Source organism: Henriciella algicola (assembly GCF_003576245.1).
GTDB lineage: Bacteria > Pseudomonadota > Alphaproteobacteria > Caulobacterales > Hyphomonadaceae > Henriciella > Henriciella algicola.
In genome coordinates, this window is sequence record NZ_QWGA01000003.1 from 1,392,923 (window position 1) to 1,418,307 (window position 25,385).

Sequence of the window (25,385 nt, forward strand, 5' to 3'; positions counted from 1 at the left end):
TATCGTGACCACACCGCCTGTCATCGATCTCATCGATTTGCGCTTTGCCTGGCAGGATGGTCCGACCCTGCTCGATATTCCTGAATTCAGGGTCGATACGGGCGAGCGTGTCTTCCTTCGCGGGCCGAGTGGGTCCGGCAAATCAACGCTGCTCGGACTGATCGCGGGCGTTCTGGAGCCGCAATCTGGCAAGGTTGAAGTTCTGGGCCATGACATGACGGCGCTAAGCGGGCCAAAGCGCGATGCGCTGCGGGCAGATCGGCTGGGCGTCATCTTCCAGATGTTCAACCTCGTGCCGTATCTCTCGCTCGTCCAGAATGTGACCTTGCCATGCAGGTTCTCATCTTCCCGCCGCGAGGCAGCGGGCGGGGACAGCAAGCTGAACGATGAGGCGGTGAGGCTGCTGTCGCGACTTGGCCTGAGCGGCGATCGCTTGCTGGCGCGTCCGGTGACGGAGCTGTCGGTTGGCCAGCAGCAGCGCGTTGCGGTTGCCCGCGCGCTGATCGGTGGGCCGGATCTGATCATTGCAGACGAGCCAACATCTGCCCTCGATGCTGATGCGCGTGACCGCTTCATCGAGCTGTTGAATGAGGAAGCGGGCCGGTCCGGCTCTGCGCTTCTCTTTGTCAGTCATGACGCGTCGCTGGCAGGGCATTTTGATCGCAGCGTCGACCTGTCTGAGATTAACCGCGCGAAGGGAGGCGTCTGATGGGCTTTTCCATTCTTGGCCTTGCCTGGCGCAGCCTGATGAACCGGCGGGGGTCTGCCCTGCTGACCATCCTGGCCGTTGCGCTGTCGGTCGCGCTTTTCCTTGGTGTCGACAAGGTACGCAATGGAGCGCGGGCCGGGTTCGACAATACGATTTCGGGGACTGATCTGATCGTCGGTGCGCCGACCGGGCAGATCAATCTGCTGCTCTATTCGGTTTTCCGACTGGGCAGTGCCACCGCTGAGATACGCTGGGATACGTATGAAGATATAGCGGGTCGCGACGATGTTGCGTGGACCATTCCGCTATCGCTTGGGGACAATCACCGCGGCTTTCGGGTGGTGGGAACGAATGAGTCCTATTTCGAGCATTACAAGCATGGCGGCGGGACGGCACTCCGCTTGGCAGATGGCGCACAGTTCAGCGACATCTATGAAGCGGTCATTGGCGCTGATGTGGCCGAAGAGCTCGACTATTCCATTGGCAGCGAGTTGGTGCTGACGCACGGTCTCGGCGCTGGCGGTCTGACCGACCATGAAGACAAGCCTTTCGTCGTGACCGGCGTCCTTGCCAAGACCGGCACGCCAGTAGACCGGTCGATCCACATCCCGCTCGAAGGCGTGACGGCGATCCATGTCGGCTGGGAGAGCGGCACGCGAAGCCCGTTCGCAGATACGATCAGTGAAGAGATGATCCGCGGTTTCGACCTGACACCGAAATCGATCACGGCGGTATTTGTCGGCCTCGAGCAGCGCGGGACATTGCTTCGCACGCAGAGGGCTCTCAATACGCAGGGCGGCGAGCCATTGCTGGCGATCATCCCCGGTGTGGCACTGGGAGAGCTGTGGCAGGTAACTGGGATCGTGGAGCGCGCGCTGATCGCCGTGTCGGTATTTGTGATCGCGGTTGGTCTTGTGTCTGTGCTGACCAGTATTCTGACGAGCCTCAACGAGCGGCGCCGGGAGATGGCGATCCTGCGCGCAACTGGCGCGCGGCCGGGGCATATCTTTTTTCTGATGGTGGCAGAGGCGGCGATGCTTGGGTTTTGCGGCGCAATTGCCGGCGTGTTGCTGGTACAGCTTGGGCTGCTGATAGCCGGGCCGATCCTGTCATCCGCCTATGGCATCTCAATCGGCGGACTTGGCATTTCAGCCGTGGATGGATGGACGGTGCTGGCGGTATCTGGTGCGGCCACGCTGATCGGGACAATACCGGCCGTGATGGCGCTTCGCCGGTCGCTGGCCGACGGTTTGACAGTGAAGCTCTAGTTAGAAAGGTGGTCGTCCAAGTCTGAACTTGTCTGTGGCAGCGGGCTTCAGGACGCACTATTTTGTATCCATGAAACATTTCCACCCTCTACTTTCGGCTGCGAGCTTTCTTGTCATCGCAGCGTGCGGCGGCGAACCGAGTGAGGCGGCCCAGCCGCAGCCAGACGCCCCTGAAGTGACTGAACCGGCCGGACAGACCACGGCGAGCGAGCCTGAGATCGGCGACCCGGTTCCAGAACCCGAGACATCGTCTCTGGCCCAGCAAGCCCAACGCGACGCCGAGCTGGAAGCGCGCGGCATTACCGAAATCGGTTGGGAAGAGTTGATGCCGGAGGGCGAGGAAGAGCGGATCGCCGAAATGTACCAGGCGCAGATGGCGCGGCTTTATTCGGGCGGTGGCATTGCGGAGGGCTCTGCTGCTGACCAGGCCATCCAGATCGGCACGTTCAACGTCGTCGAGGAGCTGGACGGCATGAAGATCCGCCTTCCAGGCTATACGGTGCCGTTCGATTACGGATCTGAAGCCGAGATCTCTGAGTTCCTGCTTGTGCCCTATTATGGCGCCTGCCTGCACGCCCCGCCGCCACCGCCGAACCAGACGGTATTTGTCGCGACCGAAGACAAGATCAAGCTGCGTGACCTGTCGCAGGCGGTGTGGATTGAAGGCACGATCCGCACGGCGAGACAGGACACTGATCTGGCTGACGCGGCCTATACGATCGAGATGACCGGCTGGGAAATCTATGAATACTAGGCCGGCTCACCACTGACGGACATGGAAAAAGGGCGGCCCCATCGGAGCCGCCCTTTCTTGTTCTGGCGAAGAAGTTTGCGCCCTAGCTCTGTTGCTTGGCGAGCAGGTTGCGGATTTCTTCGAGGAGGACTTCCTGGCGCGGTGGAGGCGGTGCCTCTGCCGGTGCTTCTTCCTGCTTGCGCTTCATGCTGTTGATGCCCTTCACGACGAAGAAGAGGGCAAATGCCATGATGAGGAAGGAAATGACGTTATTGATGAAGAGGCCATAGGCGATGACGGGTGCGCCAGCCTCATTGGCCGCTTCGAGCGAGTCATAAGTGCCGCCATCCAACGGGACGAGAAGATCGGCGAAATCGACGCCGCCGAGCACCAGGCCGAGCGGGGGCATGATGATGTCGTTGACGAGCGACTTTACGATGGTCGAGAACGCACCGCCGAGAATGAAACCAACGGCCAGATCGACCAGGTTTCCCTTCATTGCGAACTCTTTGAATTCCTTGAACATTGATGTGTCTCCCTGAGCAAGCCGACCCTGTGGCTAGCGCCGATATTCCCAGCTTTGGACCTAGCGTCAACTGGCCGGGGGCGAATGATGTAGAGCTGGTAGGCCTAAGCTAGCGCGCTTCGGGGTCGTCGCCGCCATTGACGCGGGCGCGCAACTCCTTGCCGGGCCGGAAGAAAGGCACGCGTTTGGCCTTCACTTCAACGGTCTCGCCAGTGCGGGGATTCCTGCCGGTGCGCGGTTTTCGTTCCCTGACCGAGAAGGCACCGAAGCCGCGTAACTCGACGCGGTTACCTTCGGCCAGAGCCTCTGCGATTTCATCAAGGATCACCGCGACGATCTTTTCGAGATCATCGTGCCGGAGGTGCGAATATTCTTCTGCCAGACGGGCAATCAGTTCTGACCTGAGCATGACGTTGATTGTAAATGAAATTTGGGGCGGAAACCAGTGGCTCCGCCCCAAACTATGTCAGGTTTCTTCCGAATCGACCGGAATTACCAAAAATTAAGCCGATATGCGGGCTTAGTTTTTGTCTTCGTCGATCTCATCCGGGGTTTCGGTGACCTTGCTGGAGGTCTCCTTGTCGTCGCCCGATGCGAGCGCGGCACCAAGAATGTCGCCGAGCGAGGCACCGCTGTCAGCAGAACCATACTGCTTGACGGCTTCCTGTTCCTCGGAGATCTCGAGCGCCTTGATCGAGACGGAGACGCGGCGCGAAGCCTTGTCCATCTGCGTGACCTTGGCGTCGATCTTGTCGCCGACAGAGAAGCGCTCTGGGCGCTGCTCGGAACGGTCGCGCGACAGGTCAGAGCGGCGGATGAAGGCCGTCATGGCCGGATCGCCGAACTGGACCTCGATGCCACCAGAGGTGACTTCGCTGACCGTACAGGTGACCGTGTCGCCGCGGCGAACGTCGAGATCGGACATCGGGTCGCCCGAAAGCTGCTTGATGCCGAGCGAGATACGCTCCTTGTCGGTGTCGACGTCGAGCACCTTGGCGCGGACCTGATCGCCCTTGTTGAAGTTGGCGATTGCCTGCTCACCTGGCACATCCCACGAAATGTCGTTGATGTGGACCATGCCGTCGAGCTCTGGGCCAAGACCGATGAAGAGACCGAATTCCGTGATGCCACGGACTTCGCCTTCGACTTCGGTACCCGGAGGATGCTCGCCGAGGAAAGCCGACCATGGATTGTCCTGGGTCTGCTTGAGGCCGAGCGAGATGCGGCGCTTCTCGGAGTCGACGTCGAGCACTTCGACCATGACTTCCTGAGAGGTCGAGACGATCTTGCCAGGATGGACGTTCTTCTTGGTCCAGCTCATTTCAGAGACGTGGATCAGGCCTTCAACGCCATCTTCAAGCTCAACGAATGCACCATAGTCGGTGATGTTGGTGACAACACCCGGCAGACGCGTACCGATGAGGTACTTGCTCTCGATGCCTTCCCATGGATCTGCCTCGAGCTGTTTCATGCCGAGGGAGATACGCTGGGTTTCTTCGTTCACCTTGATGATCTGGACCTTCACCGTGTCGCCGACATTGACGACCTGGCTTGGGTGATTGATGCGCTTCCAGCTCATGTCGGTGACGTGGAGGAGGCCATCGATGCCGCCGAGATCAACGAACGCACCGTAATCGGTGATGTTCTTCACGACGCCGTCGCGGACATCGCCTTCGTTCATCGCTTCGACGATTTCTGCGCGCTGTTCGGCACGGCTCTCTTCAAGGATCGCACGGCGCGAGACAACGATGTTGCCGCGTGCGCGGTCGAGCTTGAGGATCGCGAATGGTTGAACTTCGCCCATCAGCGGGCCAACGTCGCGCACAGGGCGGATGTCGACCTGGGAACCAGGAAGGAAGGCATTGACGCCGCCGAGGTCGACGGTGAAGCCGCCTTTGACACGGCCAGAGATCGCGCCTTTGACAGGCTCGTCTTTATTGTAGCTGTCTTCCAGCTTGATCCAGCTCTCTTCGCGGCGCGCCTTGTCGCGCGAGAGAACGGCTTCGCCCATCAGGTTTTCGATACGCTCGAGGAAGACCTCGACGATGTCGCCCGGCTTCGGCTGCTCGTCTTCGAGCATGAATTCCTTCATGGCGACGCGGCCTTCGACCTTCAGGCCGACGTCCAGGATGAGCTGGTCATTGGTTACGGCAACGACAGTTGCAGGGACCACGCGGCCTTCCTGCAGGGTAGATGCAGCGGTCGAGTCCTCGAACATTGCTGCAAAATCGTCGGTGCTCGGATTCATTGTTTCAGTAGACATGTAAACTCCAGGTCTGACCCAAACGGGTTTATGACGCGCAAGCGGGATTGCTGGCGTAATCGCAAGGTCAGGGTCTTGAACGAGGCGGGCAGAGGTTTTTGGATTTGACGCCAGATGCGCCAGAACCTGCTAGCCGGTACGGGAGTTCGCCATTTCGACGGCGGCCCGCGCCTTGTCCACAGCGGCGTCTATAGTCAGATCAGTCGTGTCGATCAAGATCGCATCTGCGGCGGCCACCATGGGCGCGTCCTTGCGGTTGCGGTCGCGTTCGTCGCGCTCGCGCAGCTGGGCGGTCAGCTCGTCGAGCGTGATCGTGTCGCCTGCGGCTTTCAGCTCTGCATGGCGGCGCTTGGCGCGCACTTCCACGTTAGCATCGACCCAGAGCTTCACATCGGCTTCCGGGCAGACCACCGTGCCGATGTCGCGGCCATCGAGGATGGCGCCTGTCGGCTGGTGGGCGAAGTTGCGTTGAAGCTCCAGGAGGGCGGCGCGCACTTCTGGCAGGACAGCGACCTTTGAGGCGGCGAGACCAGCCTCAGCAGTGCGAAGCTCGGCCTCGGTGAAGAGCGATGGCTCAAGCTTCGAGGCGACCTCTGCGATGGCTTTGGCATCAGTGAGGTCAGCGCCTGCATTCATCGCGGCAACACCGGTGGCACGGTACAGGCGGCCGGTATCCATGTGCGGCAGGGCAAACAGGTCCGACAGGCGGCGGGCAATCGTCCCCTTTCCAGAGGCGAGCGTTCCATCAATGGCAATAATCATGGCGCGGACAGATGCGTCATGTAGCCGGAAGGGTCAACCAGCCTTGCATTGCGGTGCAGTCACCTGTCAATTCGGGCCTTGAGACTGGCCCCGGATACAAGGAAGACAGGCTGATGAGTGGTCTATGCGCGCAACGCAACTGGGTGTGTGAGGCGGTGCGCCGTCTCAATGCCGACTTCAACCGCTCCTCGGACACGCACCTCATCCGGGTCGACCTGCCGGGCTTTCCGGGCCAGCAGCTCTATCTGAAAGACGAGTCGATCCACCCGTCTGGCAGTCTGAAGCACCGCCTCGCGCGGTCTCTCTATCTCTATGGCATCTGCAATGGCGCCATCGGGCCGGACACGGTCGTAGTGGAAAGCTCCTCGGGCTCAACCGCCGTGTCTGAGGCCTATTTCGCCAAACTGCTGGGCCTGCGCTTCATCGCCGTCGTGCCAGAGGGGACCGCGCAGAAGAAGATCGACCAGATCAACTTCTATGGCGCCGAGACCCGTTCGGTGCCCGCCTCGCAGATCTATGCCGAAGCTGAGCGGATCGCGCGCGAAACCGGCGGTCATTACATGGACCAGTTCACCTTCGCCGAGCGGGCCACAGACTGGCGCGGGAATAACAATATCGCCGAGAGCCTGTTTGCGCAGCTGGCGCTGGAAGAGCACTCCATCCCTGACTGGGTGGTGATGAGCGCAGGTACGGGCGGGACCTCGGCGACAATCGGCCGGTTTATCCGCTATCGCGGTGACCTCTCCGGCAAGACGCAGCTTTGCGTCGCCGACCCTGAGAACTCTGTCTTCTACGACTATTACAATTCAGGTGACCGGGATGTGCGCCTGCAGACGCGCTCACGGATCGAAGGGATCGGGCGGCCAAGGGTCGAAGCGTCGTTCCAGCCGCGCGTGATCGACCGGATGGTTCAGGTGCCGGATGCCGCGTCACTGGCGACCGTTCACTGGCTGGAAACCGTACTTGGCCGCAAGTGCGGCGGCTCGACCGGTACGAATGTCTGGGCTGCGTTGCACCTGATGGCGGAAATGCGCGAGGCGGGCCGGGAAGGCAGCGTTGCAACGCTCATCTGTGATGGCGGGGAGCGCTATCTCGATACCTATTACAATTCCGACTGGCTGGCCGCGCAGGGTCTCGACCTCTCGCCACACCTTGAGACGATCAAGGAATTGACCGCCTAGCGACCGCCAAGCGTCTCAGGGATCTGCTCAAGCAGGGCAGGGCGCATGTCCTTTATGTCGTCCTCATAAAGCGACAGGACGAATGGGAGAAGGATGGTGAGGACGGCCATGTAGCCAGCCGTGAGCACAGACCGGCCGTTCGATTTGCGATAGAGCTGCGAGATATTCGCTTTGGCGAGGCGGGCCAGGCCGCTGGCATTCTGAATATCATCGCCGGCAAGTTCTTCGCGAACAACGACGAGCTCATCGAAAGTGCGTGTCCGGTAATTCCATTTTGGCATTTCCTTGCGCACGGTCGTCGCGAGGCCGCCGATCTGTTTTATGTAGGGCACCTGCTTGTCATCACCGATCAGTTCACTGAACCATTGGCGTTCAATCACATTGAGGATCATGTGGCGGTCGGCCTCTTGCGCGAGCTGTACCGAGCGCCAATTGTCCACGAGCTTCAGATATTCCTTGCCGCGTATCGTCGTTAATGCGAACGCGGGCAAAGGCGCCCAGCGCCAGAATGCCATGATTTCCTGCAGGCGATCCCGCTTGAAGAGATCGATCATCAAATCTTCGATATCGCGTGCGATCTGGTCACGGTACGAATTCAGGAGAGCCGGATCGAGTTTGATTTCTCCGAGGAGCCCAGCCCTCTCCAGGACTGTATCGGCGCTCTGATGAACTCTGGCGCGCTCCTCTTCGTACAGACGGGCACCGACAATCACCGGGATCATGACAACCAGCGCATAAAGCGCCGCGACAACAGCGATGACATGGGGAAGTGTGATCTCGAAGCCCCAGACCACGGGCGGCGGAAATATGATCAGGGGATATGACGCACGCCAGGCCTGCGCGCCCCATGCAACGAGTGATCCGATCGCAACGATGTTTCTTGCCACCGGGCCTATGGTTCGGTCCAGAGCGAGTCGGGGCACGTCGCGTGCAGCGAGTAAGAGCCCCGCCCCCGCACCTAGAGTGAAATAAATGAACATGCCGAAGTCGATGCGGCTCGCATCCACCACACCATTGGGGCGGACATGGAAGTAGGCCCAAAGAAGTATACCTGCATTGATTGCGGCTGGCAGCAGAAGCACCAGAACGTTGGTTCGGCTATGGACCGCCATATTCGACAAGGACAGGAGCATATTGGCGCGCCGGTTCTTGTCTGCGCTCATGACCTGAAGAATGACCTGCAGGCCAAGCCCCGCGACAAGTGATGCAGCCAGAACCATCCCAGCACCGAGAAGGAAGTCTGGATGCAAAGTCCCGAACAGAAAGAATGCCTTGATAGTCAGAAAGACCAGCGACAATCCCGATTGTATGGTCTGCAGGAAAATCGTTGGAACTGTAGAGTTTGACCGGACGTGAGCCATCCGCGTCAGCTGCAGAAGCAGGAAGCCTTCCAGAAAGACCAGACCAGTGATGTAAACCAGCGTCATCGTGTGCCCCCGCACTCCCAGCGGGCTATGTTCAATCACGCTAGAGTTTTGTCCACCATCTCAGGGGGGAATTGCGCGGAGCACATTCGCCTGAAAGGCTAAGTGCCCTCAGGGCTGATCCAAGGCGCCCTCGAGGGCCGTGGCCATTTTCTGGTCGAAGGCGGTGAGCGTGATTTTGACGGCGTGCTCTTTTGCAAAGTCGCGGCAGGTGTTTACCGCAATGCCGGCCGCCTCATTGGCGGGATAGCCGTAGACGCCGGTTGAGATCGCCGGAAAGGCAATGGAGGTCAGGTCACGTTTGATGAGTTCCTCAAGGCAGTGGCGGTAGCAGGCCTTCAGCAATTCAGCCTCGCCCTGGTCGCCGCCGCGCCAGACAGGGCCGACCGTATGAAAGACAAGCCGTGGAGCAATATCGAAGCCTTCGGTGACGCGGACCTCGCCTGTCGGGCAGGGCGCGAGTGGCTTGCAGGCCTCTTTCAGCTCAGGTCCGGCAGCACGATGAATTGCGCCATCGACCCCGCCGCCGCCCATGAGTGAGCTGTTCGCGGCGTTGACGATGACGTCGCACTCTACATCCAGAATATCGCCCTGATAGAGATCAATCGTGCCCATCATGTCGAGTTCGCTCCGTATTCACTTGAGGGCTGAACGCAGGCGGGCGCAAGGTGTGCCGTCTATGTCTCTCTGATGTCAGCGCCAAGCGTGCGCATATGGTCGAGGAATTCCGGGTAGGACGTCGCGATCATTGCGATGTCATCGACGGCGACAGGCTTCTGGCTGGCCGTGCCCATGACGAGGGCGCTCATGGCGATGCGGTGGTCGTGGCGGGTTTCCACAAGGCCGCCGCCGGGTGGTGGGCCGTCGCAGCCCATGACTGTGAAGCCGTCATCATGCTCCTCGACCTCAACGCCGTTGACGCGCAGCATGGCGACGATGGCGCTGATGCGGTCGCTTTCCTTGACGCGCAGCTCTTCCGCGCCGCGCACGCGGGTCTCGCCTTTGGCAAAGGCGGCGATGACGGCGAGGATCGGGAATTCATCGATCATGGCGGCGACAAGCGTCTCAGGAATGGTGCAGCCCTTGAGCTCGCTGGTGGCGGCCTGAAGGTCGACCAGGCGTTCGCCGGCGCCGTCACCAATTTCTTCTGCGCCAAGACCAGCGCCCATGCGCCCTGCGGCCTGGAAGAAGCCGTCACGCGTCTCATTCGACATGATGTGTTCGACAACAACGCCGCCGGATGGAGAGATCAGCGCGCCTGCGATCAGGAAGGCCGCCGATGACGGGTCGCCGGGTATGCTCGTCTCTACGGCCTGCAGGGATTGGCCGCCCCTGATGGAGACGAGGTTCTGGCTGCCGCGACCGGGGCGGACTGAAACGTCTACGCCAAAGCTGCGCAGCATGCGTTCGGTATGGTCACGGGTTGCGTGAAGCTCGGTCACTTCGGTGAGGCCATCGGCATTGAGGCCCGCGAGAAGGATGGCGGATTTTACCTGCGCAGAGGCCTGCTTGGGCGCATAGGAAATCGGCGTAAGGTCTGCGCGTCCGGTCAGGGTCAGCGGAAGCTTGTCGCGGCCTTCTGGCGTAAACTGCGCGCCCATGAGCTTTAGCGGGTCAGTGATGCGGGCCATCGGGCGCGAGGAGAGGCTCTTGTCGCCCGTCAGCTCTGCGGTCAGGTCATAGCCCGCCATCAGCCCCATCAGCAGGCGCGATCCCGTACCGGAATTGCCAAAGTCGAGCGGCGCAAATGGTGAGCGCAAACCTGCCTCTCCGACCCCCTTGATGCGCCAGCGCTTTGGTGCGGTCTGCTCGACCTCAGCGCCAAGGGCCTGCATGGCGCGCGCGGTGTTGATCACGTCCTCGCCTTCAAGCAGGCCGGAGATTTCAGACACGCCGTTAGCGGCACCTGCGAGCATCAGCGCGCGGTGTGAACACGATTTGTCACCTGGTGCGCGAATTGCGCCCTGAAACCGATCAACCGGGAACGAAGTCCATGCCAATGATTTCTCCTTTACAGATCGACGCCAAAAGCGCTTTGACAGGGGCGGGGGTTTCTGGCAAGCGCCCCGGCAATTATTAAATCGAGCCCGGAGTCCCTTACCAATGGCTGATGCTGACCTTGGCACAAAGCAGATCTGTCCGAGCTGCGAAGCGAAATTCTACGATCTCAACAAGCGCCCTGCCGTTTGCCCGAAGTGCAAGACTGAATTCGACCCTGAAGACGATGAAGTTCGCACGACGAGCGCGAAGCTGAAGGCCAAGCGCGCGAAGAGCTCTGTCCCTGTCGATGAAGACGAGGACGATCTCGAGGAAGAGACGAAGAAGAAAAAGAAGAAGAAAGCCGCCGTCCGCGACACCGATGATGATGACGTCGATGATGAGGACGAAGACGAGGATGATGAGGACGAAGACGAGGACGATGAGGATGATGAGTCCTCCCGCGAACTCGGGTCTGAAGCCGATGAAGTCGTCCTGGAAGGCAATGACGAGGACGAAGACGAGGAAGCTGCGCCAGGCAAGGTGCCAAGCGGCTTCTCTGAAGACGATCTCGGCGATGACGACGACGATGATGAAGACATCCCGCTCGACGATGACGACGATGAAGACTTCGACCTCGAAGGCGATATCGACCTCGACGACGATGATCTCGACATCGATGACGATGATGATGGTGATGACGACGCCGACGAAGATGACGGCGACGATGAGGACGATACGAAATCGTCCTGATAATTGGACTTGATCGGCGGCGCGTGAGGCTATAACTCACGCGTCTCCGACTGGTACGGGGCCTTAGCTCAGCTGGGAGAGCGCCTGCATGGCATGCAGGAGGTCAGCGGTTCGATCCCGCTAGGCTCCACCATTTTCCTTAGATCCCCGCTTCACTTCGTTTCGCGATGGATCGCGCTCAAGGCTGCGGGTTCACTGACATCGCAGACGCTAAGTGCCCCTGCGACGCCGCGCCCCGGAACACTCGCGATAAATCGCTCGTTTCTCCTGTGACTTTCGACAAGACACGGAGAAGAAGAGATGAGCCACGCGCTTACCCTACAATCGATTGAGCCTGTCACGCCTGACGTCTTCAAGCTGCGCTTCGACAAGCCTGCGGGCCTGGGCGTGCAACCTGGACAGGCAGTGGATCTTGCCATCGACAAGGATGAGTGGCGCGAGGAAAAGCGCCCGTTTACGCCGACCAGCCTGCCGTCAGACGGCTTTCTGGAATTCACGATCAAATCCTATCCCGAGCATGACGGGGTCACTGAACAGATCGCCAAGCTGCAGCCGGGCGACCGCGTCCTCGTCGATGAGCCATGGGGCGCCATCGAGGATGAAGGCAAGGGCTGGTTCATTGCAGGCGGCGCCGGTGTCACGCCGATGATCGCAATCCTTCGCAAACGGCTGGAGGACAAGGGCACGCTGGAAGGCTGTGAGCTCATCTTCTCCAACAGCAAGGAAGAAGACATCATCTACCGCGACGAGTTCGAGCGGATGGAAGGCCTGAAGACCTATTTCACCGTGACCGATCAGAAGACTGCCGATGTGCACACGCGCAAGATCGACGAGGCGTTGCTCGAAGACCGGGTGAAACCGGGAAAGGGTAAATGTTATATCTGCGGGCCAGATGGCATGGTGGAGGACATTGCCGATGCGCTCAAAGAGATCGGCGTCCCTGAAGATGACATCATCATTGAGGAATTCTTCGACTGATCTGAACAGGCGTTCAGACTGGGGTCAGCTTGAGACTGAATGCCCGGACATCGCCGCTATTGCGGCTTGAACCGGGCATAATCAGCCCCCAGATTCGATCATGACACGGAAAGACCCGGCACCATCCGGTGCTGCCGCCTAGCGGGGCACCTGGCCGGGGTTCTCATGTGTCGTGGTCCTGTCTTTGAAGGAAGGAGCATGCCATGACGACAGACCTTGAACATCAAGCTGCAAAGCTCTTCACCGCGAAGGATCTGGTTTATGTACGCCAGATTGCGGACGAGGAACTGAGCGGCCTGCCTGATGAGGCGCTGGAAGCGGTCAATGATCGCACCTCCCTGTTCGTGGTTGCGAATGGTGAGGGCCAGCAGTTGGCCATCGTGGAAGGCCGCGACGCGGCGTTTGCCGCAGCCCGTGCCTATGAGATGCAGCCAATGAGCGTCCACTAGACGCCAAGTCGAATGAACAAGGAAAAGCCCGGCGAGATGCCGGGCTTTTTTGTTGGCCTGAAAGGGCAGGATGCTCAGTCGCTGAAAGACCAGATTTGCGGGTCGACGGTCAGGTGACTGTCGAGGAAACCGATAATAGCTTCCATTTCCTTGCGCTGATCACCGGCCATGCGATGTGAATGCCCGGATCGGTGGAGCTCCACGAACTCTACGCTTTTGCCGGCTTCGGTCAGTGCTTCGACCATCAGCGAGGACTGCTCGATTGGCACGACCGCATCTTCATGACCGTGGATCATGAGAACAGGTGCCTTCACATACTGGGCAAGGCGCGCAGGCGAATGGGCGGCAAGCTCATCGCGGTCGCGCCGTGGGTCGCCTATATGCCGGGTCCAGTACTCATACTCGTCAGAGCGGCTCCCATCCTCGTCGCGTACCCAGTCCAGCATTTCCAGGAGGTCGCTCGGCCCTGACGCTGCAATGACGCATTTATAGAGATCAGGGGTCAGCGTTGCGGCTGCGAGGGCAGCATACCCGCCATAGGAATATCCGAAGATGCAAGCATTGGACGGATCGGCCTTTCCCGTCGCGATGAGGTGGGCGAACCCGTCCTCAATATCATGCTGCATGGCCTTGCCCCATTGGCGCCTGCCGGCATCGGCAAACTCCAGTCCATAGCCGGACGAGCCCCGGAAGTTCGGCTGGAACACGGCATAGCCGTTACCGGCAAGGATCTGCGCCAGCGGGTCAAATGTGATTGTATCGCGCATTTCCGGCCCGCCATGAGGCATGACGACGACTGGAGGGATGACGCCATCTCGGACGCCCTTTGGCATCGTCAGATACCCGGTGATCTCCAGCCCATCGCGCGCTTGGTATTTCACAATCTCAACGGGCGACAGCCTGTAGGGTGAGAGGTTCGGAAACGCGCTGCCGTAATTTCGGATATGGGTGTTTTCGACGTCGTAGACGTAATAGGTCCCCGGCTCTTGCGGGCCGCTGGCGTAAAGCAGCCAGCGTTTTCCGTCGCGGCTGCTATCGGTCCAGTCGATATTGACCTCGGCGTCGAACATGGTCGACAGCCCGTCCATATGGGCCTGCATGGTCTGATCGGTGAACTCGGTCGTCAGCAGATCCTCATAATAGCGACTGCCAAGATATTCATAGGACTCCGGGTTGATCAGCGCGTCCTCAATGTCGCGGTCCGGATCGACGCGGATCGGGCGGACATAGGTGTCAGTCGTGAAATCATACAGATGGATGCCCGTCGTTGGGTCGCCCGCAGGGCGTGCGGCGACATAGTAGGTGCCGGTCACTGCGCCCGGAGAGAGCGGACGAAATTCCGTGCTCTGTTTGATGGTCTCAGCGCGCTCATCTGCACGGACCGATTTAAGGCGTTTCCAGGAGGTGCGGCCATTGGGACGGTCCTGACGTCCATAATATGTGTAGCGTGTGCCGCGCCGGTTTGCGTCGACCCGCAAGGCAGGTTCGCCGTTAATATCGGCGTACCAGCCGATCGTGCCATTCTTGCCGACACCAATTCGCTCATGCGCGCCTGTTGAGACCTGCACCCTGAAAAGATCGAGGTCGCCGCGCAGTGTGGCTGCGACGAGAAAATGATCGGGATCATTTGGCAGGAAGCTGACGATCCGGCCGAGATTGAGATTACGTTTTTCGAGCGACTTCACGCCTTCGAACACGCGCTGCACGCCCGATCCATCACGGCGGACCAGAAATAGCCGGGTCACCGGGATCGGCATCGTTTCGAAACCGGAGAAGGTGTAATAGTTGAGGCCTTCGCGCGTATAAATCTGGCCGTCAAACGTGCCGTAGACTGTGACTGAGGTGATCAGCCAGTCGTCGTTCGCCCATTCCACCCAGTTTACGAAAGTCGACTCATCGAATGGCAGGTCAACGGCCTGCGCTTGCGGATTGTCGAGATCACTGACGAAGACGAAGATGCCTTTGTGGTTCAGCTTTACACCCGCCAGCCAGCGACCGTTCGGCGATAGTTCAACACTGCTAAGCGCAGGCGCGCGCAGATAATCATGGAATGTGGTGCTGTTTCGCAGGGCGTTCCCATATCCGCCCTGAGCCGAAGACCATAGTGGCAGCCACAAGCATGCCAGTGCAATCAGTAATCTTTTCAAAACCCTGCCCTCTCAACTCGATCTTGAGTTGAGGGCAGCGAAATGGGTGCGTCAAGTCAAAGCCTAGAGAATGGCCGGAATGACGCGGTCTGGTGGTCTGTGGCCGTCAGCGAATGTCTTGATGTTGATGATGACCTTCTCGCCCATTTCGATGCGGCCTTCCTCGGTTGCCGAGCCCATATGCGGCAGGAGCATTACGTTGGAGAGGCCAAGCAGTTCAGGGTTCACGGCAGGCTCACGCTCGAACACGTCGAGGCCAGCGCCTGCGATCTTTCCGGCCTTGAGCGCGCGGGCGAGGGCGGCTTCATCAATGACTTCGCCGCGGGCCGTATTGACAATGTAAGCGTCCTTGCGAACCAGATCGAGCCGGCGCGCAGAGAGAAGGTGGAAGGTCGCCGGCGTGTGCGGACAGTTGACTGAGATGATGTCCATACGGGCGAGCATCTGATCGAGGCTTTCCCAGTATGTCGCGTCCAGTTCTTCCGTCACCTGACGGTTCACCGGCTTGCGGTTGTGATAGTGGATCTGGAGGCCGAATGCTTTTGCGCGGCGGGCGACCGCCTGACCGATCCGGCCCATGCCGATAATGCCGAGACGTTTGCCCGCAAGCCGCTTGCCAAGCATCCAGGTCGGCGCCCAGCCATCGAACTTGCCTTCTTCAAGCAGCTTGATGCCCTCATGCAGTCGGCGCGGCACAGCGAGGATAAGCGCCATGGTGACGTCGGCGGTGTCATCGGTCAGCACGCCCGGCGTATTGGTAACAGTAATGCCGCGCTGGACGGCGCTTTCAATGTCGAGATTGTCAACGCCAGCGCCAAACTGGGCGATGTGGCGCAGCTGCGGACCGGCCTGCGCCAGAAGGCGGGCATCAATAGTGTCCGTCACCGTCGGCACCAGTACGTCAGCACGTTTGACCGCATCGACTAGCTTTGCGTCGTCAAACGGTGTGTCAGTTTCGTTGAGCTCGGTGTCGAAGAGCTCTTTCAGGCGCAGCTCCACCGGGTCCGGCAGGCGCCGGGTCACGATAACCTTCAGCCGTTTTGCGGTCATACGCGTTTCCTTTCCTTGCCATCAGCGCATAGCAGAGCGAACCGCCTGCGCCAATTGCTGCGACAGACGCTTCGGCCTTTACGACCGATTCACCAAGCACCGACTAGATGATCACATGCTGGGATTTTACCGTCTTTTTCTATCTGCCTGCCTTATCCTGACTGCCTGTCAGTTGGCAACGCCGTCTGCCTCTGCGCAGGCCGTGAAGATCAGTCAGTTCTCGGGAAAGCCGGTGCCGCGCTTTGCCTCGCTGCGCTATGCGCGGGTGAATGGACGTATAGGGCCGTCTACGGATCATCAGGTGGCGTTCGAGTATGAGCGCGCAGGCATGCCGGTCCTGATCGTTAAGGAAACGACCGACTGGGCGCGGGTCCGCGATTTCGAGGGAGACGAAGTCTGGATGCATGTCGGTCAGCTGACAGAGCCTGACCATGTGATCGTGACGCGCGAAGTGGCCTTGCGCCGTAAACCGCAAACAGCTTCGCCCGCCCGCGCGACGGTCAAACCTGGCGTTCTTGCAGAGCTGCATAGCTGCAATGAGAGATGGTGCGAAATCAGTGCCGGGACCTATACCGGCTGGATCGACAAGCCATCGCTCTGGGGTCTGAACACCGATACAGCTGGTCTGTGACGGGCCAGTTTGCTTGACAAGGCGGATTGGGGCAGGCTCATGCCCTGATCGCAATTGACGGCAAGTAGAGGCATTGCATGAGCGGACCGCACGATTACCACACGCCCCAATCCTCCTATACCAAGGAAGAACTCCTGATCTCCGGGCAGGGCCAGCTTTTTGGCCCCGGCAATGCACAACTGCCCATACCGCCAATGCTGATGATGGACCGCATCACCGAGATCAGTCTCGATGGCGGTGAGTTCGGCAAGGGCCACGTCATCGGCGAGTACGACGTGAAGCCGGATCTCTGGTTCTTCCAGTGCCACTTCCCGGGCGACCCGGTGATGCCAGGCTGCCTTGGTCTCGATGCCATGTGGCAGGCTGTCGGTTACTGGCTCGGCTGGTCGGGCTCACCTGGCAAGGGCCGCGCACTTGGTGTTGGCGAAGTGAAGTTCACCGGTGAGATCACGCCGGACAAGAAGCTCGTAAAATATGTCATCGACATCAAGCGCGTGCGCCGCGGTCGGCTGAATCTCGGCATCGCAAATGGCCGCGTCTATGTCGATGACGAGCATGTCTACACGGCGCTCGACATGAAGGTCGGCCTGAAGAACGTGCTGGACGGCGATACGGGTATCCCGGGCGCTTGACGCTTTCCTCCGGCGCGCCTAGCCCGGACCACAGACATAGATATTCGCAGGGAGTGAACGCTCATGGCTGACGACTGGAATATGCCGGAAGGCAATCTGATGAAGGGCAAGCGCGGCATCGTTATGGGTGTCGCCAACCAGAACTCCATTGCCTGGGGTATCTCCAAACAGCTGGCCGCGCAGGGCGCCGAGATTGCCTTTACCTATCAGGGTGAAAGCCTCGAGCGGCGCGTGCGTCCGCTGGTCGAGTCGATCGGCATGGACACGATGATTCCTGCTGACGTCACCAATGATGCAAGCATGGACGCGGCTTTTGCGCAGGTGAAGGATAAGTGGGGCAAGATCGACTTCCTCGTCCATTCCATCGCCTTTGCAGGCAAGGATGAGCTTCAGGGCTCGATGGTCGCCAATACGACGCGTGAAGGCTTTCGCCGGGCGATGGACATCTCGGTCTACAGCTTCATCGATTGCGCCCGCCGCGCATCGGAAATCATGCCGGATGGCGGCTCCATCATCTGCATGACCTATCTCGGCGCTGAGCGCGTCGTCCCGTCTTACAATGTCATGGGTGTCGCCAAGGCTGCGCTGGAGGCCTCGACCCGCTATGCGGCCCGCGACCTTGGCCCCCAGGGCATCCGCGTGAATGCGATCTCGGCTGGCGCGATGCGCACGCTGTCTCTGGCAGGCATCAAGGGCGGCAAGTCCCTCATGGGCACCGGCCGCGACATGTCGCTGCTCAAGGAAGACACGCGCATGGAAGGCGTCGCAGGCGCGGCGCTCTACCTCCTCTCCGACATTGGCCACTCGGTGGCTGGCGAAGTGCTGCATGTCGATGCAGGCTTCCACGTGGTCGGCGTGCCGGACATGGGTGAGGACTAAAGGTTTACTGGCCTATAATTTGGCCGCGGCCCTGACGACCCTGTGGTTCGACTTCGCTCACCATGCGGGTCTATCGCAAACGTTTCAAAGCCCGCATGGTGAGCGAAGTCGAACCACGCGGGTGGGGCTTGTTTTCCTCTGAAATTCACGCAAACTCACCGCTCCAATGGAGTGTTGATGACACGCAACCAGTCTGAGTCCCGCTAGAGGGCCTGCCGCTAAAGCGCCAGTAATGGCGAGGCAGGCCGACAAGCGAAAACCGGTTTCTCCTTCGGGAGGCCGAACTCTTGTCATGCGCGCTTGCCGTGGCGCGGTGCGCATCCTCCGGACCAAAGACACAATGGACATCTCACGCGCCGAACAGCGCATCCTGCACCTGCTCGCACAGGGCGGGCGCATCGAACTCATCAAGGACAACAAGAAACTGGCCGGGCTGAACTGCTACTCGCGGGACGGATGGCGGTTTCCCGGGCTTGATGAGCATCTCTTTCGCAAGCTCAAGAAGAAACGCGCCATCGCTTCCAAAGGCGGCGCGCCTTACCGCATCACGCGCCGTGGGTTGGAACTGGTGAGATCTGAGCTCGATAACCGGTAGAGTCTTTCTTTGGGCCGCGTGGTTCGACTTCGCTTACCATGCGGCCCAACTTCCGCGTCACTTGTCGCCCGCCAGCGCCTCTATCCCTGCCACTGGCATGATCCAGACCTGGTAAATCCTGTCATCGCGGCCTTCGACGGGGCGGTCAGAGTTGAAGACGATGGATTGGCCGTCCGGGGTGAGCCGGGCGGCAAATTCCCCCGCAGACGTATTGATGTGCGGGCCGAGATTGACCGGTTCGCTCCAGGTTTCGCCTGTGCGGCGCGAGACAAAGATATCCGCGCCGCCCTCGCCGCCCCGGTCGCCATAGCTCAGCAGCATCAGATTCCCGTCCGCGCTGACCCATGAGCCGTCATCGCGCCCGTCTGTGTTGATTGGTGCGGGCAGCGGTTCTGCCTTCTGGAAGCCGCCTTGGCCATCTGCGCGCGCGACATAGACGTCGCGTTCGCCCGGGCCGTCGAGACGCTCGGTCCAGAAATAGAGGTCGCCCTCTTCAGTCAGGACCGGGGCGTTTTCATTGTTCACATAGCGAAGCGTGCGCACATTGCCGGCGCGGATACGGTTGATGCCCGGTTCGTCCAGCGGTTCTGGCACAGCATCCGGGTCTGTCAGATCCAACGTGTAGAGATCGAAATCCTCATACACGTCCAACCCCTCATGGCGCGCGCGGGGGACCGCCCATGAGAATAGCAGAGTGTTTCCGTCAGGGCTCACACTCGGGAAGTCCACCCGGCCCGTCTGGGGCAGGGGCACAAGCTCTGGCGCCGACCAGCCCTCTTTGGTGAGGCGCGAGCGTTTCAGATATTGTGGGCATTCCCAGATAGGACTGCATTCGGATTGCGCGAAATACATGGTCTGTCCATCAGGGCTGAAGCCCGGCGACAGCGTAATTCGCCCATCCTGACCGAGTGCGTCTGGCGCAAGACGTTCGGCGCTCGATGGTTCGGCATGGCCAGCCAAGGCCAGTCCGGAGACACAAAGTGCCGTGCAGAAAAGTGAGAGTTTCATGGGAGGCTCCAGCCTTGATTTGATTGTTGTGTGTGGCCGGGCGTCTCTGCCCTGATTGGCGGCCAGAACAGGAAATAGGCCGGTAAGCGCGCGCTTTGCGCCTATTTCCGGGCCTAGAGTGTCGTTTTCCGGCTCATTTGAACTAATTCACGCCGGATTAGGGTGGAGATCGAGATGGACGCCTTCGACAAACGGTTGCTGGAGCTTCTGCAGAGGGATAACCGGCGAACCTATGATGAGCTGGGCGAGGCGCTCGGGCTTTCGGCCACAGCAGTCCGGCGACGGGCAGCGCGGCTGCGGGAGCAGGGGATCATCGCAGCCGATGTATCTATCCTCAACACTGACCAGATGGGGATCAGCGTCATCGTGTCGGTGCGCTTTGAAAAGGAAAGCCACGCCACCTATGAGGCGTTCAAGACGGCGATGAAGGCCGCGCCTGAGGTGCGCCAGTGCTACACTGTTTCAGGCGAGGTCGACTTCATCGTGATCGCGCATTTCGAGGATTTGCCCGCGTATGACGACTGGGTGGCGGAGAATTTCCTCTCAAACCCTGCGATTGCACGGACAACGACGAACGTCGTCTATCGCCGGGTGAAGTTCGACACCGCTATTCCGATCTGATCTCGCCCGTATTACCGCGCTTCAACCTGGCGCGATGGCCTCGCGCAGCCTCGCAAAGATGCTGAGGCCGAAGTCGCCTTCATAGGCGGCTTTCGGTGTTTTGCGGACCGCTTCATCGATGGCTTCGGCGTCAGGGCCGATGAGGATGCGCCAGTTATCGGCGCGGACGCCGTCCAGAATGATGCGGGCGGCGTCTTCGGCAGATGTGATGGCATTGTCGCGGAATTGTTCGCCGCGCGCCTTGGCGGCCTCATACTCTTCATTGCCGCCGCCGACAGCGGAGTCGTTGCCAAACTCCCGCAGCGTGTTGAGAGCGATTTGAGTGCCGATATGGCCCGGCATGACGACGCTCGCCTTCACGTGCGGTGCGTTGAGGCGAAGGTCTGTGATCAGGGCTTCAGTGAAGCCCTTCACGGCGAATTTGGCCGCGGAATAGGCAGTGTGAGGCGTGTCCGGGCCGATGCTGGCCCAGAAGCCGTTGACAGAACTGACATTCACGATGTGGCCTTCATCAGCGGCGACCAGCATGGGCATGAAGGCGCGCGCATTGTTATAGACGCCATACCAGCAGACATTGAACGTCCGCTCCCAGTTCTCGCGCGGGCCGGTTACAAAGCTGCCACCACCGCCAATGCCCGCATTATTGATCAGAAGATGGATGTGGTCGGTCTCATGCGCTGTGCGGACATGGTTGGCGAAGGCCTGAACGTCCTCCTCCTTGCCAACATCAGCGCGAAAATGGGTGATGCGGGCGCCCTGCGGCGCAAGCGCTTCAGCGGCGCTTACGGTTTCGGCCATGTCCTCGTCAGAGATGTCGCAGATGGCGACGCTGCACCTGGCCTCGGCGAGCTGCTTGGTCAGCTCCCGCCCCATACCGTTTCCGCCGCCCGTGACGACTGCGATCTTCCCGCTGAAATCCTTCATCTCAGTCTTCCTCCCATGTCTTTTTTCTTACCCTAGGCACGGGCAGGCGACGCGCCAGTGGTGACGGACGGTAAGGTGACGGAACTTCGCCGATCTGGGCCTGTTGCTGAGGTGACTGAACAGGAGATTTTCGAATGGCAGATATCGTAATCATTGGCGCGACCGGCGGCGTGGGGAGCCGCCTGATCCCCCTGCTTATCCGGCGTGGCCATAGCGTTACAGGTCTTCACCGGAAAGACGAGCAGGCCGACGCCTTGAAGGACGCCGGCGCGACACCGGCCAAGGGCGACCTCATGGAGATGAGCGCGGATGATTTCGCGGCCATCATAAAAGGCGCAGATGCGGTTGTGTTCTCCGCTGGCGCTGCCGGAAGCGGCGCCGACCGCACGAGCATGATTGATGGACAAGGTCCTCTGAAACTGATCGAGGCAGCCCGCGCGACCGGGGTAAAACGTATCTACCTCGTTTCAGTATTCCCTGATGCGGGCCGCGACCGCGATACCGGCGAGGGCTTTGAGCACTATATGCGGGAGAAGAAGAAAGCTGATGCCGCGCTTGCGAGCAGCGGCCTCGACTATGTGATCATTCGGCCGGGTACCCTCCAGAGCGAAGATGGGAACGGGCAGGTCGCTGCCGGGCGGGCGCTGACCTATGGCGATGTCGCGCGCGGGAATGTGGCCGCCTTTATCGCGGAACTGATCGACACGCCGGAAATCCGGCAAGACATTTTCGAGCTGACTGATGGCGACATGCCAGTTGACGTCGCTGTCTCGAATCTGCGGCGGATTTAGCTATTCAGCTTTCTTAGCGGACGGAGATCGCTCAGGCGTTGCACCTATCCCGGTGAACAATTATTACAGTGTTCACCATTCACCGGGGGGGCATCTGTGTCGACACGTATCTTTATCTGGGTTGGTCATCCGCGCGAAACCTCGCTTTCGCACGGACTTGCGGATGCCTTTCAACAGGCCGCAGAGGAGGCAGGGGCGGAAGTTCGCCGGATGAACCTTTGCGACATGGAATTCGACCCGGATCTGACCGAAGGCTATCATGCACGCAAGGTGCTGGAGCCCTGCCTTGAAATCTGGCGCGAAAATACGCTCTGGGCCGAGCACCTTGTCTGGCTATACCCGCAATGGTGGGGCGGCATGCCAGCCAAGATGAAGGGGGTTATCGATCGCTGCTTTCTGCCAGGTTACGCCATGGCCTATCATGAGAAAGGCCCTTGGTGGGACCGCCTTCTCGCGGGCCGCTCGGCGGACATTTTCATGACGTCCGACGCGCCCGTGGTCTTCGATGCCTTTTCGTACCGGCGCGCCGCCAAAAACCAAGTCGAACGTACTGTGCTCAACTTCGCCGGCGTGAAGCCGCGCAAGACCTTCCAGTTTGGGCCGGTGAAAACGGCAAAGCCAGCAAAGATCGAAGCGTGGATCCGCAGAGCGGCGGCGCGGGGCAAGGCCATTGCGCACCAATCGACGAAAGCGTGACTTGCGGCAAAGCGGGCGCTGGGCGAAGACTTCGATATGAAAACAACTCCAGAAACGCATGTTCTGCTTGAGGGATATCCGGAATATGAGCCGGGCGAGCAGCTTCAGCGGGCAGACGCAATCTACCGTCATCTGAGCACGCGAAGATCGGTTCGCGACTTCGCCTCAACGCCGGTTGATCGTGCAGTCATTGAGGCCTGCGTCTCGGCTGCGGGGACTGCGCCGTCCGGGGCCAATCACCAGCCTTGGTATTTCGCTTGTGTCGGGTCTGCAGAGAAAAAGCGCGAGATCAGGCAGGCTGCAGAAGCAGAAGAGCGCGCCTTCTATGCTGGCAAGGCCGGGGAGGAGTGGCTCGATGCGCTCGCGCCGATCGGGACAGACGCGGAGAAGCCCTACATGGAAATCGCGCCGTGGCTGATCTGTATCTTTGCGCAGCGCAGGGGCGGGGCTGAAGCCGGTGAGAGCCGCAAGAATTACTACATCCATGAGAGCGTCGGCATCGCGACGGGATTGCTGATTGCCGCATGTCACGAAGCGGGGCTGGCGACGCTCGTGCATACGCCCAATCCCATGGGCTTTCTCAATCGGCTATGTGGTCGTCCGGATACGGAGAAACCCTATCTGATCCTGGTGGTGGGGCATCCGGCAGACGGGGCCATGGTGCCAAAGCACGCCCTCAAGAAGAAAACGTCCGGCGAAATCTGCAGTTTCCTATGAGGCCGTACGCGGCGCGTCAGGAAGATCTGGATGGCTGCACTTCGACGGTCGGGCCGTGGAAGTGGATGTAGACCGTCTGGTTAGGCTGCGGGCCTGCCTTTTCGCCGCGAACCGTAAGGTCGATCTTGCCGCGGATCTGTGCCGGAATGCGTCCCATAGCCCAGCCTTCTTCCTTGAGGTCGAAAGCGTCGGCATCGTCGCCATACATCATGGCCAGCCCGCTCATGGACCAGCGGCGTAGCGTCGCTGGCTGACGGATTGTGGTGCCCGCTTCAAGGCGCAGCGGAACAGGCCGGTCAAACGTGCCATCCTCGCGCACGAATAGTTCTGTCAGCCAGACACCGCGCTCTGTGGTCACAACACCCATCGCAAAATGGGTGATACCGTCACGCAGGATTGCGTCGCGGTGGCTAGGGGAATTCATGAGGCCGGTATGGAGACGCTCGACGACGGTATCCCAGTCGAAATTGCCGGTGATAGACGCGATGTTCTCGAGCAGCAGACTGGTCAGCAGCGTGCGGTCGAGTGCGTTGATCCGGTCCTTGGGCATCGTCTTGTCGAGGCCCTGGTGATTGAAGAAGTCATTCGCAGCCATATCGAGGCTGTGCCAACGCGCGGCATTGCGAAGTTCGGTCCGGTAAACGAGGGTTGGCAGCCCGTGTTCGCGGCGGGTCTGATTGATGCGCTCTGCGAAGCGGGCCTCTAGTTCTTCGTCAAAAGAAAAGCCGCGCGGGATGGCCTGAAGGCATGCTTGACCATTCGTGACGTAAGTTGGCAGGTCGCGGGCTCGCTCAGAAAACGAAATACGACACTCTGCCTTCGCCTGTGAGGCGAAAACACCCACGAAAATGGTTAATAAAACAATAATTCCCCTCATTTTTGCCACTATACGGCAAAAACGTTTATAAGACACCCATTAATTGGAGCCTCGAAACGACTGGGGCCAACATTCTGTCGATGGCGTCTTCACCCGGGCAGACTTTACCATAAGCAGGTAACCCTTCATCCGCAATGACAAGCTCGGCTTCAAACTTGCTGGGGTGAGTAAACTTGTAGTGCGCGGCGCGCACGGTCTTCAAGTAATGCTCCAGCACATTCTGCACGGTGCGCTCGCGCTCGACGACGTCGCGGCGGATCCGGCGGGCCAGTCTGAGGTCATCTGGCGTATCGACATAGATGGAAAGATCGATCAGCGGCCGCAGCGCTTTGACTGACAGCGCATGGATGCCTTCAAGGATGATGACGGGCGCCGGCGCTATCCGGAGTGTCCGGCTGTCATCGCGGTCATGCCGGTCAAAGTCATAGACGGGTTGTTCGATGACCTGTCCGCGCTTCAGTGCCCGGATGTCGTTGACCAAGTGCGCCGTGTCCTTGGAGGCCGGGTCGTCATAGTTAGCCTGTTCAATAATGGCGGCGCGCTGCTCTGGTGTCTCACAGGGCCCGTAATGGCGCATTGGCCAATAGTAACCGTCTTCGTGAAAGATCACGGCGCGGTCTGGGCCGAGACGTTCGATCAGGGCATCAGCGAGCGTGGACTTGCCTGAGCCAGAGCCACCGGACATTGCAATGAGGAAGGGAGACGTCGTCATGGCCGCGCTTGTAACCGCATCACGGCGCGAATGGAAACCTGCGCCTCGCAGGCATGCTGTTCTCCAACGAAAACGGGCGCCC

General features: G+C 59.9%; 28 protein-coding genes and 1 tRNA gene. 16 read left to right on the forward strand and 13 right to left on the reverse strand.

Annotated elements, in window-relative coordinates; translation table 11 throughout:
- Positions 1 to 4: 4 nt before the first annotated feature.
- The 3 genes from D1222_RS07360 to D1222_RS07370 all read left to right on the forward strand — a co-directional run bounded on the left by D1222_RS07360 (position 5) and on the right by D1222_RS07370 (position 2,731).
- Complete coding sequence (locus tag D1222_RS07360; RefSeq protein WP_119453529.1) at positions 5 to 709, forward strand: ABC transporter ATP-binding protein; 705 nt, start codon at positions 5 to 7, stop codon at positions 707 to 709.
- Positions 709 to 1,977, forward strand: a complete 1,269-nt coding sequence (locus D1222_RS07365; protein WP_119453530.1) for an ABC transporter permease — start codon at positions 709 to 711, stop codon at positions 1,975 to 1,977. Before D1222_RS07360 ends, D1222_RS07365 begins: the two co-directional genes overlap by 1 nt.
- A gap of 70 nt (positions 1,978 to 2,047) precedes the next feature.
- Positions 2,048 to 2,731: a DUF3299 domain-containing protein gene (locus D1222_RS07370; protein WP_119453531.1), complete on the forward strand. Its 684-nt coding sequence runs from the start codon at positions 2,048 to 2,050 to the stop codon at positions 2,729 to 2,731.
- 82 nt (positions 2,732 to 2,813) lie between these two features.
- Here D1222_RS07370 and mscL read toward each other — a convergent pair whose 3' ends face one another.
- From mscL to cmk, 4 genes are all read right to left on the reverse strand, one after another.
- Positions 2,814 to 3,236 (reverse strand): large conductance mechanosensitive channel protein MscL, encoded by a 423-nt coding sequence (gene mscL, locus D1222_RS07375; protein WP_119453532.1) that lies wholly within the window; start codon positions 3,234 to 3,236, stop codon positions 2,814 to 2,816.
- Between the two features lie 109 nt (positions 3,237 to 3,345).
- A complete protein-coding gene (locus D1222_RS07380; protein WP_119453533.1) occupies positions 3,346 to 3,645 on the reverse strand; it encodes an integration host factor subunit beta in 300 nt (99 codons plus the stop codon).
- A gap of 111 nt (positions 3,646 to 3,756) precedes the next feature.
- Positions 3,757 to 5,499, reverse strand: a complete 1,743-nt coding sequence (gene rpsA, locus D1222_RS07385; RefSeq protein ID WP_119453534.1) for a 30S ribosomal protein S1 — start codon at positions 5,497 to 5,499, stop codon at positions 3,757 to 3,759.
- Between the two features lie 129 nt (positions 5,500 to 5,628).
- Positions 5,629 to 6,261 (reverse strand): (d)CMP kinase, encoded by a 633-nt coding sequence (gene cmk, locus D1222_RS07390; protein WP_119453535.1) that lies wholly within the window; start codon positions 6,259 to 6,261, stop codon positions 5,629 to 5,631.
- Between the two features lie 113 nt (positions 6,262 to 6,374).
- Between cmk and D1222_RS07395 the strand changes: the two genes are divergently transcribed.
- Positions 6,375 to 7,442: a PLP-dependent cysteine synthase family protein gene (locus D1222_RS07395; protein WP_119453536.1), complete on the forward strand. Its 1,068-nt coding sequence runs from the start codon at positions 6,375 to 6,377 to the stop codon at positions 7,440 to 7,442.
- Here D1222_RS07395 and D1222_RS07400 read toward each other — a convergent pair.
- From D1222_RS07400 to aroA, 3 genes are all read right to left on the reverse strand, one after another.
- Positions 7,439 to 8,869 carry a hypothetical protein gene (locus D1222_RS07400; RefSeq protein WP_119453537.1) on the reverse strand — a complete coding sequence of 477 codons (1,431 nt, stop codon included), beginning with the start codon at positions 8,867 to 8,869 and terminating at the stop codon, positions 7,439 to 7,441. The two genes, D1222_RS07395 and D1222_RS07400, sit on opposite strands and share 4 nt — an antisense overlap.
- A 108-nt stretch (positions 8,870 to 8,977) precedes the next feature.
- Positions 8,978 to 9,484, reverse strand: a complete 507-nt coding sequence (locus D1222_RS07405; protein ID WP_182481895.1) for a macro domain-containing protein — start codon at positions 9,482 to 9,484, stop codon at positions 8,978 to 8,980.
- 59 nt (positions 9,485 to 9,543) lie between these two features.
- Complete coding sequence (gene aroA, locus D1222_RS07410) at positions 9,544 to 10,866, reverse strand: 3-phosphoshikimate 1-carboxyvinyltransferase (protein WP_119453538.1); 1,323 nt, start codon at positions 10,864 to 10,866, stop codon at positions 9,544 to 9,546.
- A 103-nt stretch (positions 10,867 to 10,969) separates the two neighbouring features.
- Between aroA and D1222_RS07415 the strand changes: the two genes are divergently transcribed.
- The 4 genes from D1222_RS07415 to D1222_RS07430 all read left to right on the forward strand — a co-directional run bounded on the left by D1222_RS07415 (position 10,970) and on the right by D1222_RS07430 (position 13,023).
- Positions 10,970 to 11,596 (forward strand): TIGR02300 family protein, encoded by a 627-nt coding sequence (locus D1222_RS07415; RefSeq protein WP_119453539.1) that lies wholly within the window; start codon positions 10,970 to 10,972, stop codon positions 11,594 to 11,596.
- 57 nt (positions 11,597 to 11,653) lie between these two features.
- Positions 11,654 to 11,729, forward strand: a tRNA-Ala gene (locus D1222_RS07420).
- Between the two features lie 167 nt (positions 11,730 to 11,896).
- Entirely contained in the window at positions 11,897 to 12,574 is a 678-nt protein-coding gene (locus tag D1222_RS07425) for an FAD-binding oxidoreductase (protein WP_119453540.1), read from the forward strand.
- A 203-nt stretch (positions 12,575 to 12,777) separates the two neighbouring features.
- On the forward strand, positions 12,778 to 13,023 hold the full coding sequence (locus D1222_RS07430; RefSeq protein WP_119453541.1) for a DUF1150 family protein: 246 nt from the start codon (positions 12,778 to 12,780) through the stop codon (positions 13,021 to 13,023).
- A gap of 74 nt (positions 13,024 to 13,097) precedes the next feature.
- On the opposite strand, the gene D1222_RS07435 is transcribed toward D1222_RS07430, so the two are convergent.
- Together D1222_RS07435 and D1222_RS07440 are read right to left on the reverse strand one after the other, a co-directional pair.
- Positions 13,098 to 15,170 carry an alpha/beta hydrolase family protein gene (locus tag D1222_RS07435; RefSeq protein WP_147371827.1) on the reverse strand — a complete coding sequence of 691 codons (2,073 nt, stop codon included), beginning with the start codon at positions 15,168 to 15,170 and terminating at the stop codon, positions 13,098 to 13,100.
- 63 nt (positions 15,171 to 15,233) lie between these two features.
- Entirely contained in the window at positions 15,234 to 16,220 is a 987-nt protein-coding gene (locus tag D1222_RS07440; RefSeq protein WP_119453543.1) for a 2-hydroxyacid dehydrogenase, read from the reverse strand.
- A gap of 115 nt (positions 16,221 to 16,335) precedes the next feature.
- Here D1222_RS07440 and D1222_RS07445 point away from each other — a divergent pair, with 115 nt between their 5' ends.
- From D1222_RS07445 to D1222_RS07460, 4 genes are all read left to right on the forward strand, one after another.
- Complete coding sequence (locus tag D1222_RS07445) at positions 16,336 to 16,851, forward strand: SH3 domain-containing protein (protein ID WP_119453544.1); 516 nt, start codon at positions 16,336 to 16,338, stop codon at positions 16,849 to 16,851.
- Positions 16,852 to 16,928: 77 nt separating this feature from the next.
- A complete protein-coding gene (gene fabA, locus D1222_RS07450) occupies positions 16,929 to 17,483 on the forward strand; it encodes a bifunctional 3-hydroxydecanoyl-ACP dehydratase/trans-2-decenoyl-ACP isomerase (protein WP_119453545.1) in 555 nt (184 codons plus the stop codon).
- Positions 17,484 to 17,546: 63 nt separating this feature from the next.
- Positions 17,547 to 18,362 carry an enoyl-ACP reductase FabI gene (locus D1222_RS07455; protein WP_119453546.1) on the forward strand — a complete coding sequence of 272 codons (816 nt, stop codon included), beginning with the start codon at positions 17,547 to 17,549 and terminating at the stop codon, positions 18,360 to 18,362.
- A 340-nt stretch (positions 18,363 to 18,702) separates the two neighbouring features.
- The gene (locus D1222_RS07460) at positions 18,703 to 18,957 is read left to right on the forward strand and encodes a YjhX family toxin (protein ID WP_119453767.1); all 255 of its coding nucleotides are present in this window, start codon (positions 18,703 to 18,705) and stop codon (positions 18,955 to 18,957) included.
- Between the two features lie 57 nt (positions 18,958 to 19,014).
- Here D1222_RS07460 and D1222_RS07465 read toward each other — a convergent pair whose 3' ends face one another.
- Complete coding sequence (locus tag D1222_RS07465) at positions 19,015 to 19,965, reverse strand: TolB family protein (RefSeq protein WP_119453547.1); 951 nt, start codon at positions 19,963 to 19,965, stop codon at positions 19,015 to 19,017.
- Between the two features lie 174 nt (positions 19,966 to 20,139).
- Here D1222_RS07465 and D1222_RS07470 point away from each other — a divergent pair, with 174 nt between their 5' ends.
- Positions 20,140 to 20,586, forward strand: coding sequence for an Lrp/AsnC family transcriptional regulator (locus tag D1222_RS07470; protein WP_119453548.1), 447 nt, complete (start codon positions 20,140 to 20,142; stop codon positions 20,584 to 20,586).
- Between the two features lie 21 nt (positions 20,587 to 20,607).
- Here D1222_RS07470 and D1222_RS07475 read toward each other — a convergent pair whose 3' ends face one another.
- Entirely contained in the window at positions 20,608 to 21,510 is a 903-nt protein-coding gene (locus D1222_RS07475) for an SDR family NAD(P)-dependent oxidoreductase (protein ID WP_119453549.1), read from the reverse strand.
- Between the two features lie 134 nt (positions 21,511 to 21,644).
- Here D1222_RS07475 and D1222_RS07480 point away from each other — a divergent pair, with 134 nt between their 5' ends.
- The 3 genes from D1222_RS07480 (at position 21,645) to D1222_RS07490 (ending at position 23,714) form a co-directional block, all read left to right on the forward strand.
- Positions 21,645 to 22,301 (forward strand): SDR family oxidoreductase, encoded by a 657-nt coding sequence (locus D1222_RS07480; protein ID WP_119453550.1) that lies wholly within the window; start codon positions 21,645 to 21,647, stop codon positions 22,299 to 22,301.
- Between the two features lie 96 nt (positions 22,302 to 22,397).
- Entirely contained in the window at positions 22,398 to 22,997 is a 600-nt protein-coding gene (locus D1222_RS07485) for an NAD(P)H-dependent oxidoreductase (protein ID WP_119453551.1), read from the forward strand.
- Positions 22,998 to 23,033: 36 nt separating this feature from the next.
- Complete coding sequence (locus D1222_RS07490; protein ID WP_119453552.1) at positions 23,034 to 23,714, forward strand: nitroreductase family protein; 681 nt, start codon at positions 23,034 to 23,036, stop codon at positions 23,712 to 23,714.
- A gap of 16 nt (positions 23,715 to 23,730) precedes the next feature.
- Here the strand turns inward: D1222_RS07490 and D1222_RS07495 are convergent, their stop codons facing one another.
- Positions 23,731 to 24,591, reverse strand: a complete 861-nt coding sequence (locus tag D1222_RS07495) for a CAP domain-containing protein (protein WP_119453553.1) — start codon at positions 24,589 to 24,591, stop codon at positions 23,731 to 23,733.
- Between the two features lie 25 nt (positions 24,592 to 24,616).
- Complete coding sequence (udk, locus tag D1222_RS07500; RefSeq protein WP_119453554.1) at positions 24,617 to 25,303, reverse strand: uridine kinase; 687 nt, start codon at positions 25,301 to 25,303, stop codon at positions 24,617 to 24,619.
- Between the last annotated feature and the right edge of the window lie 82 nt (positions 25,304 to 25,385).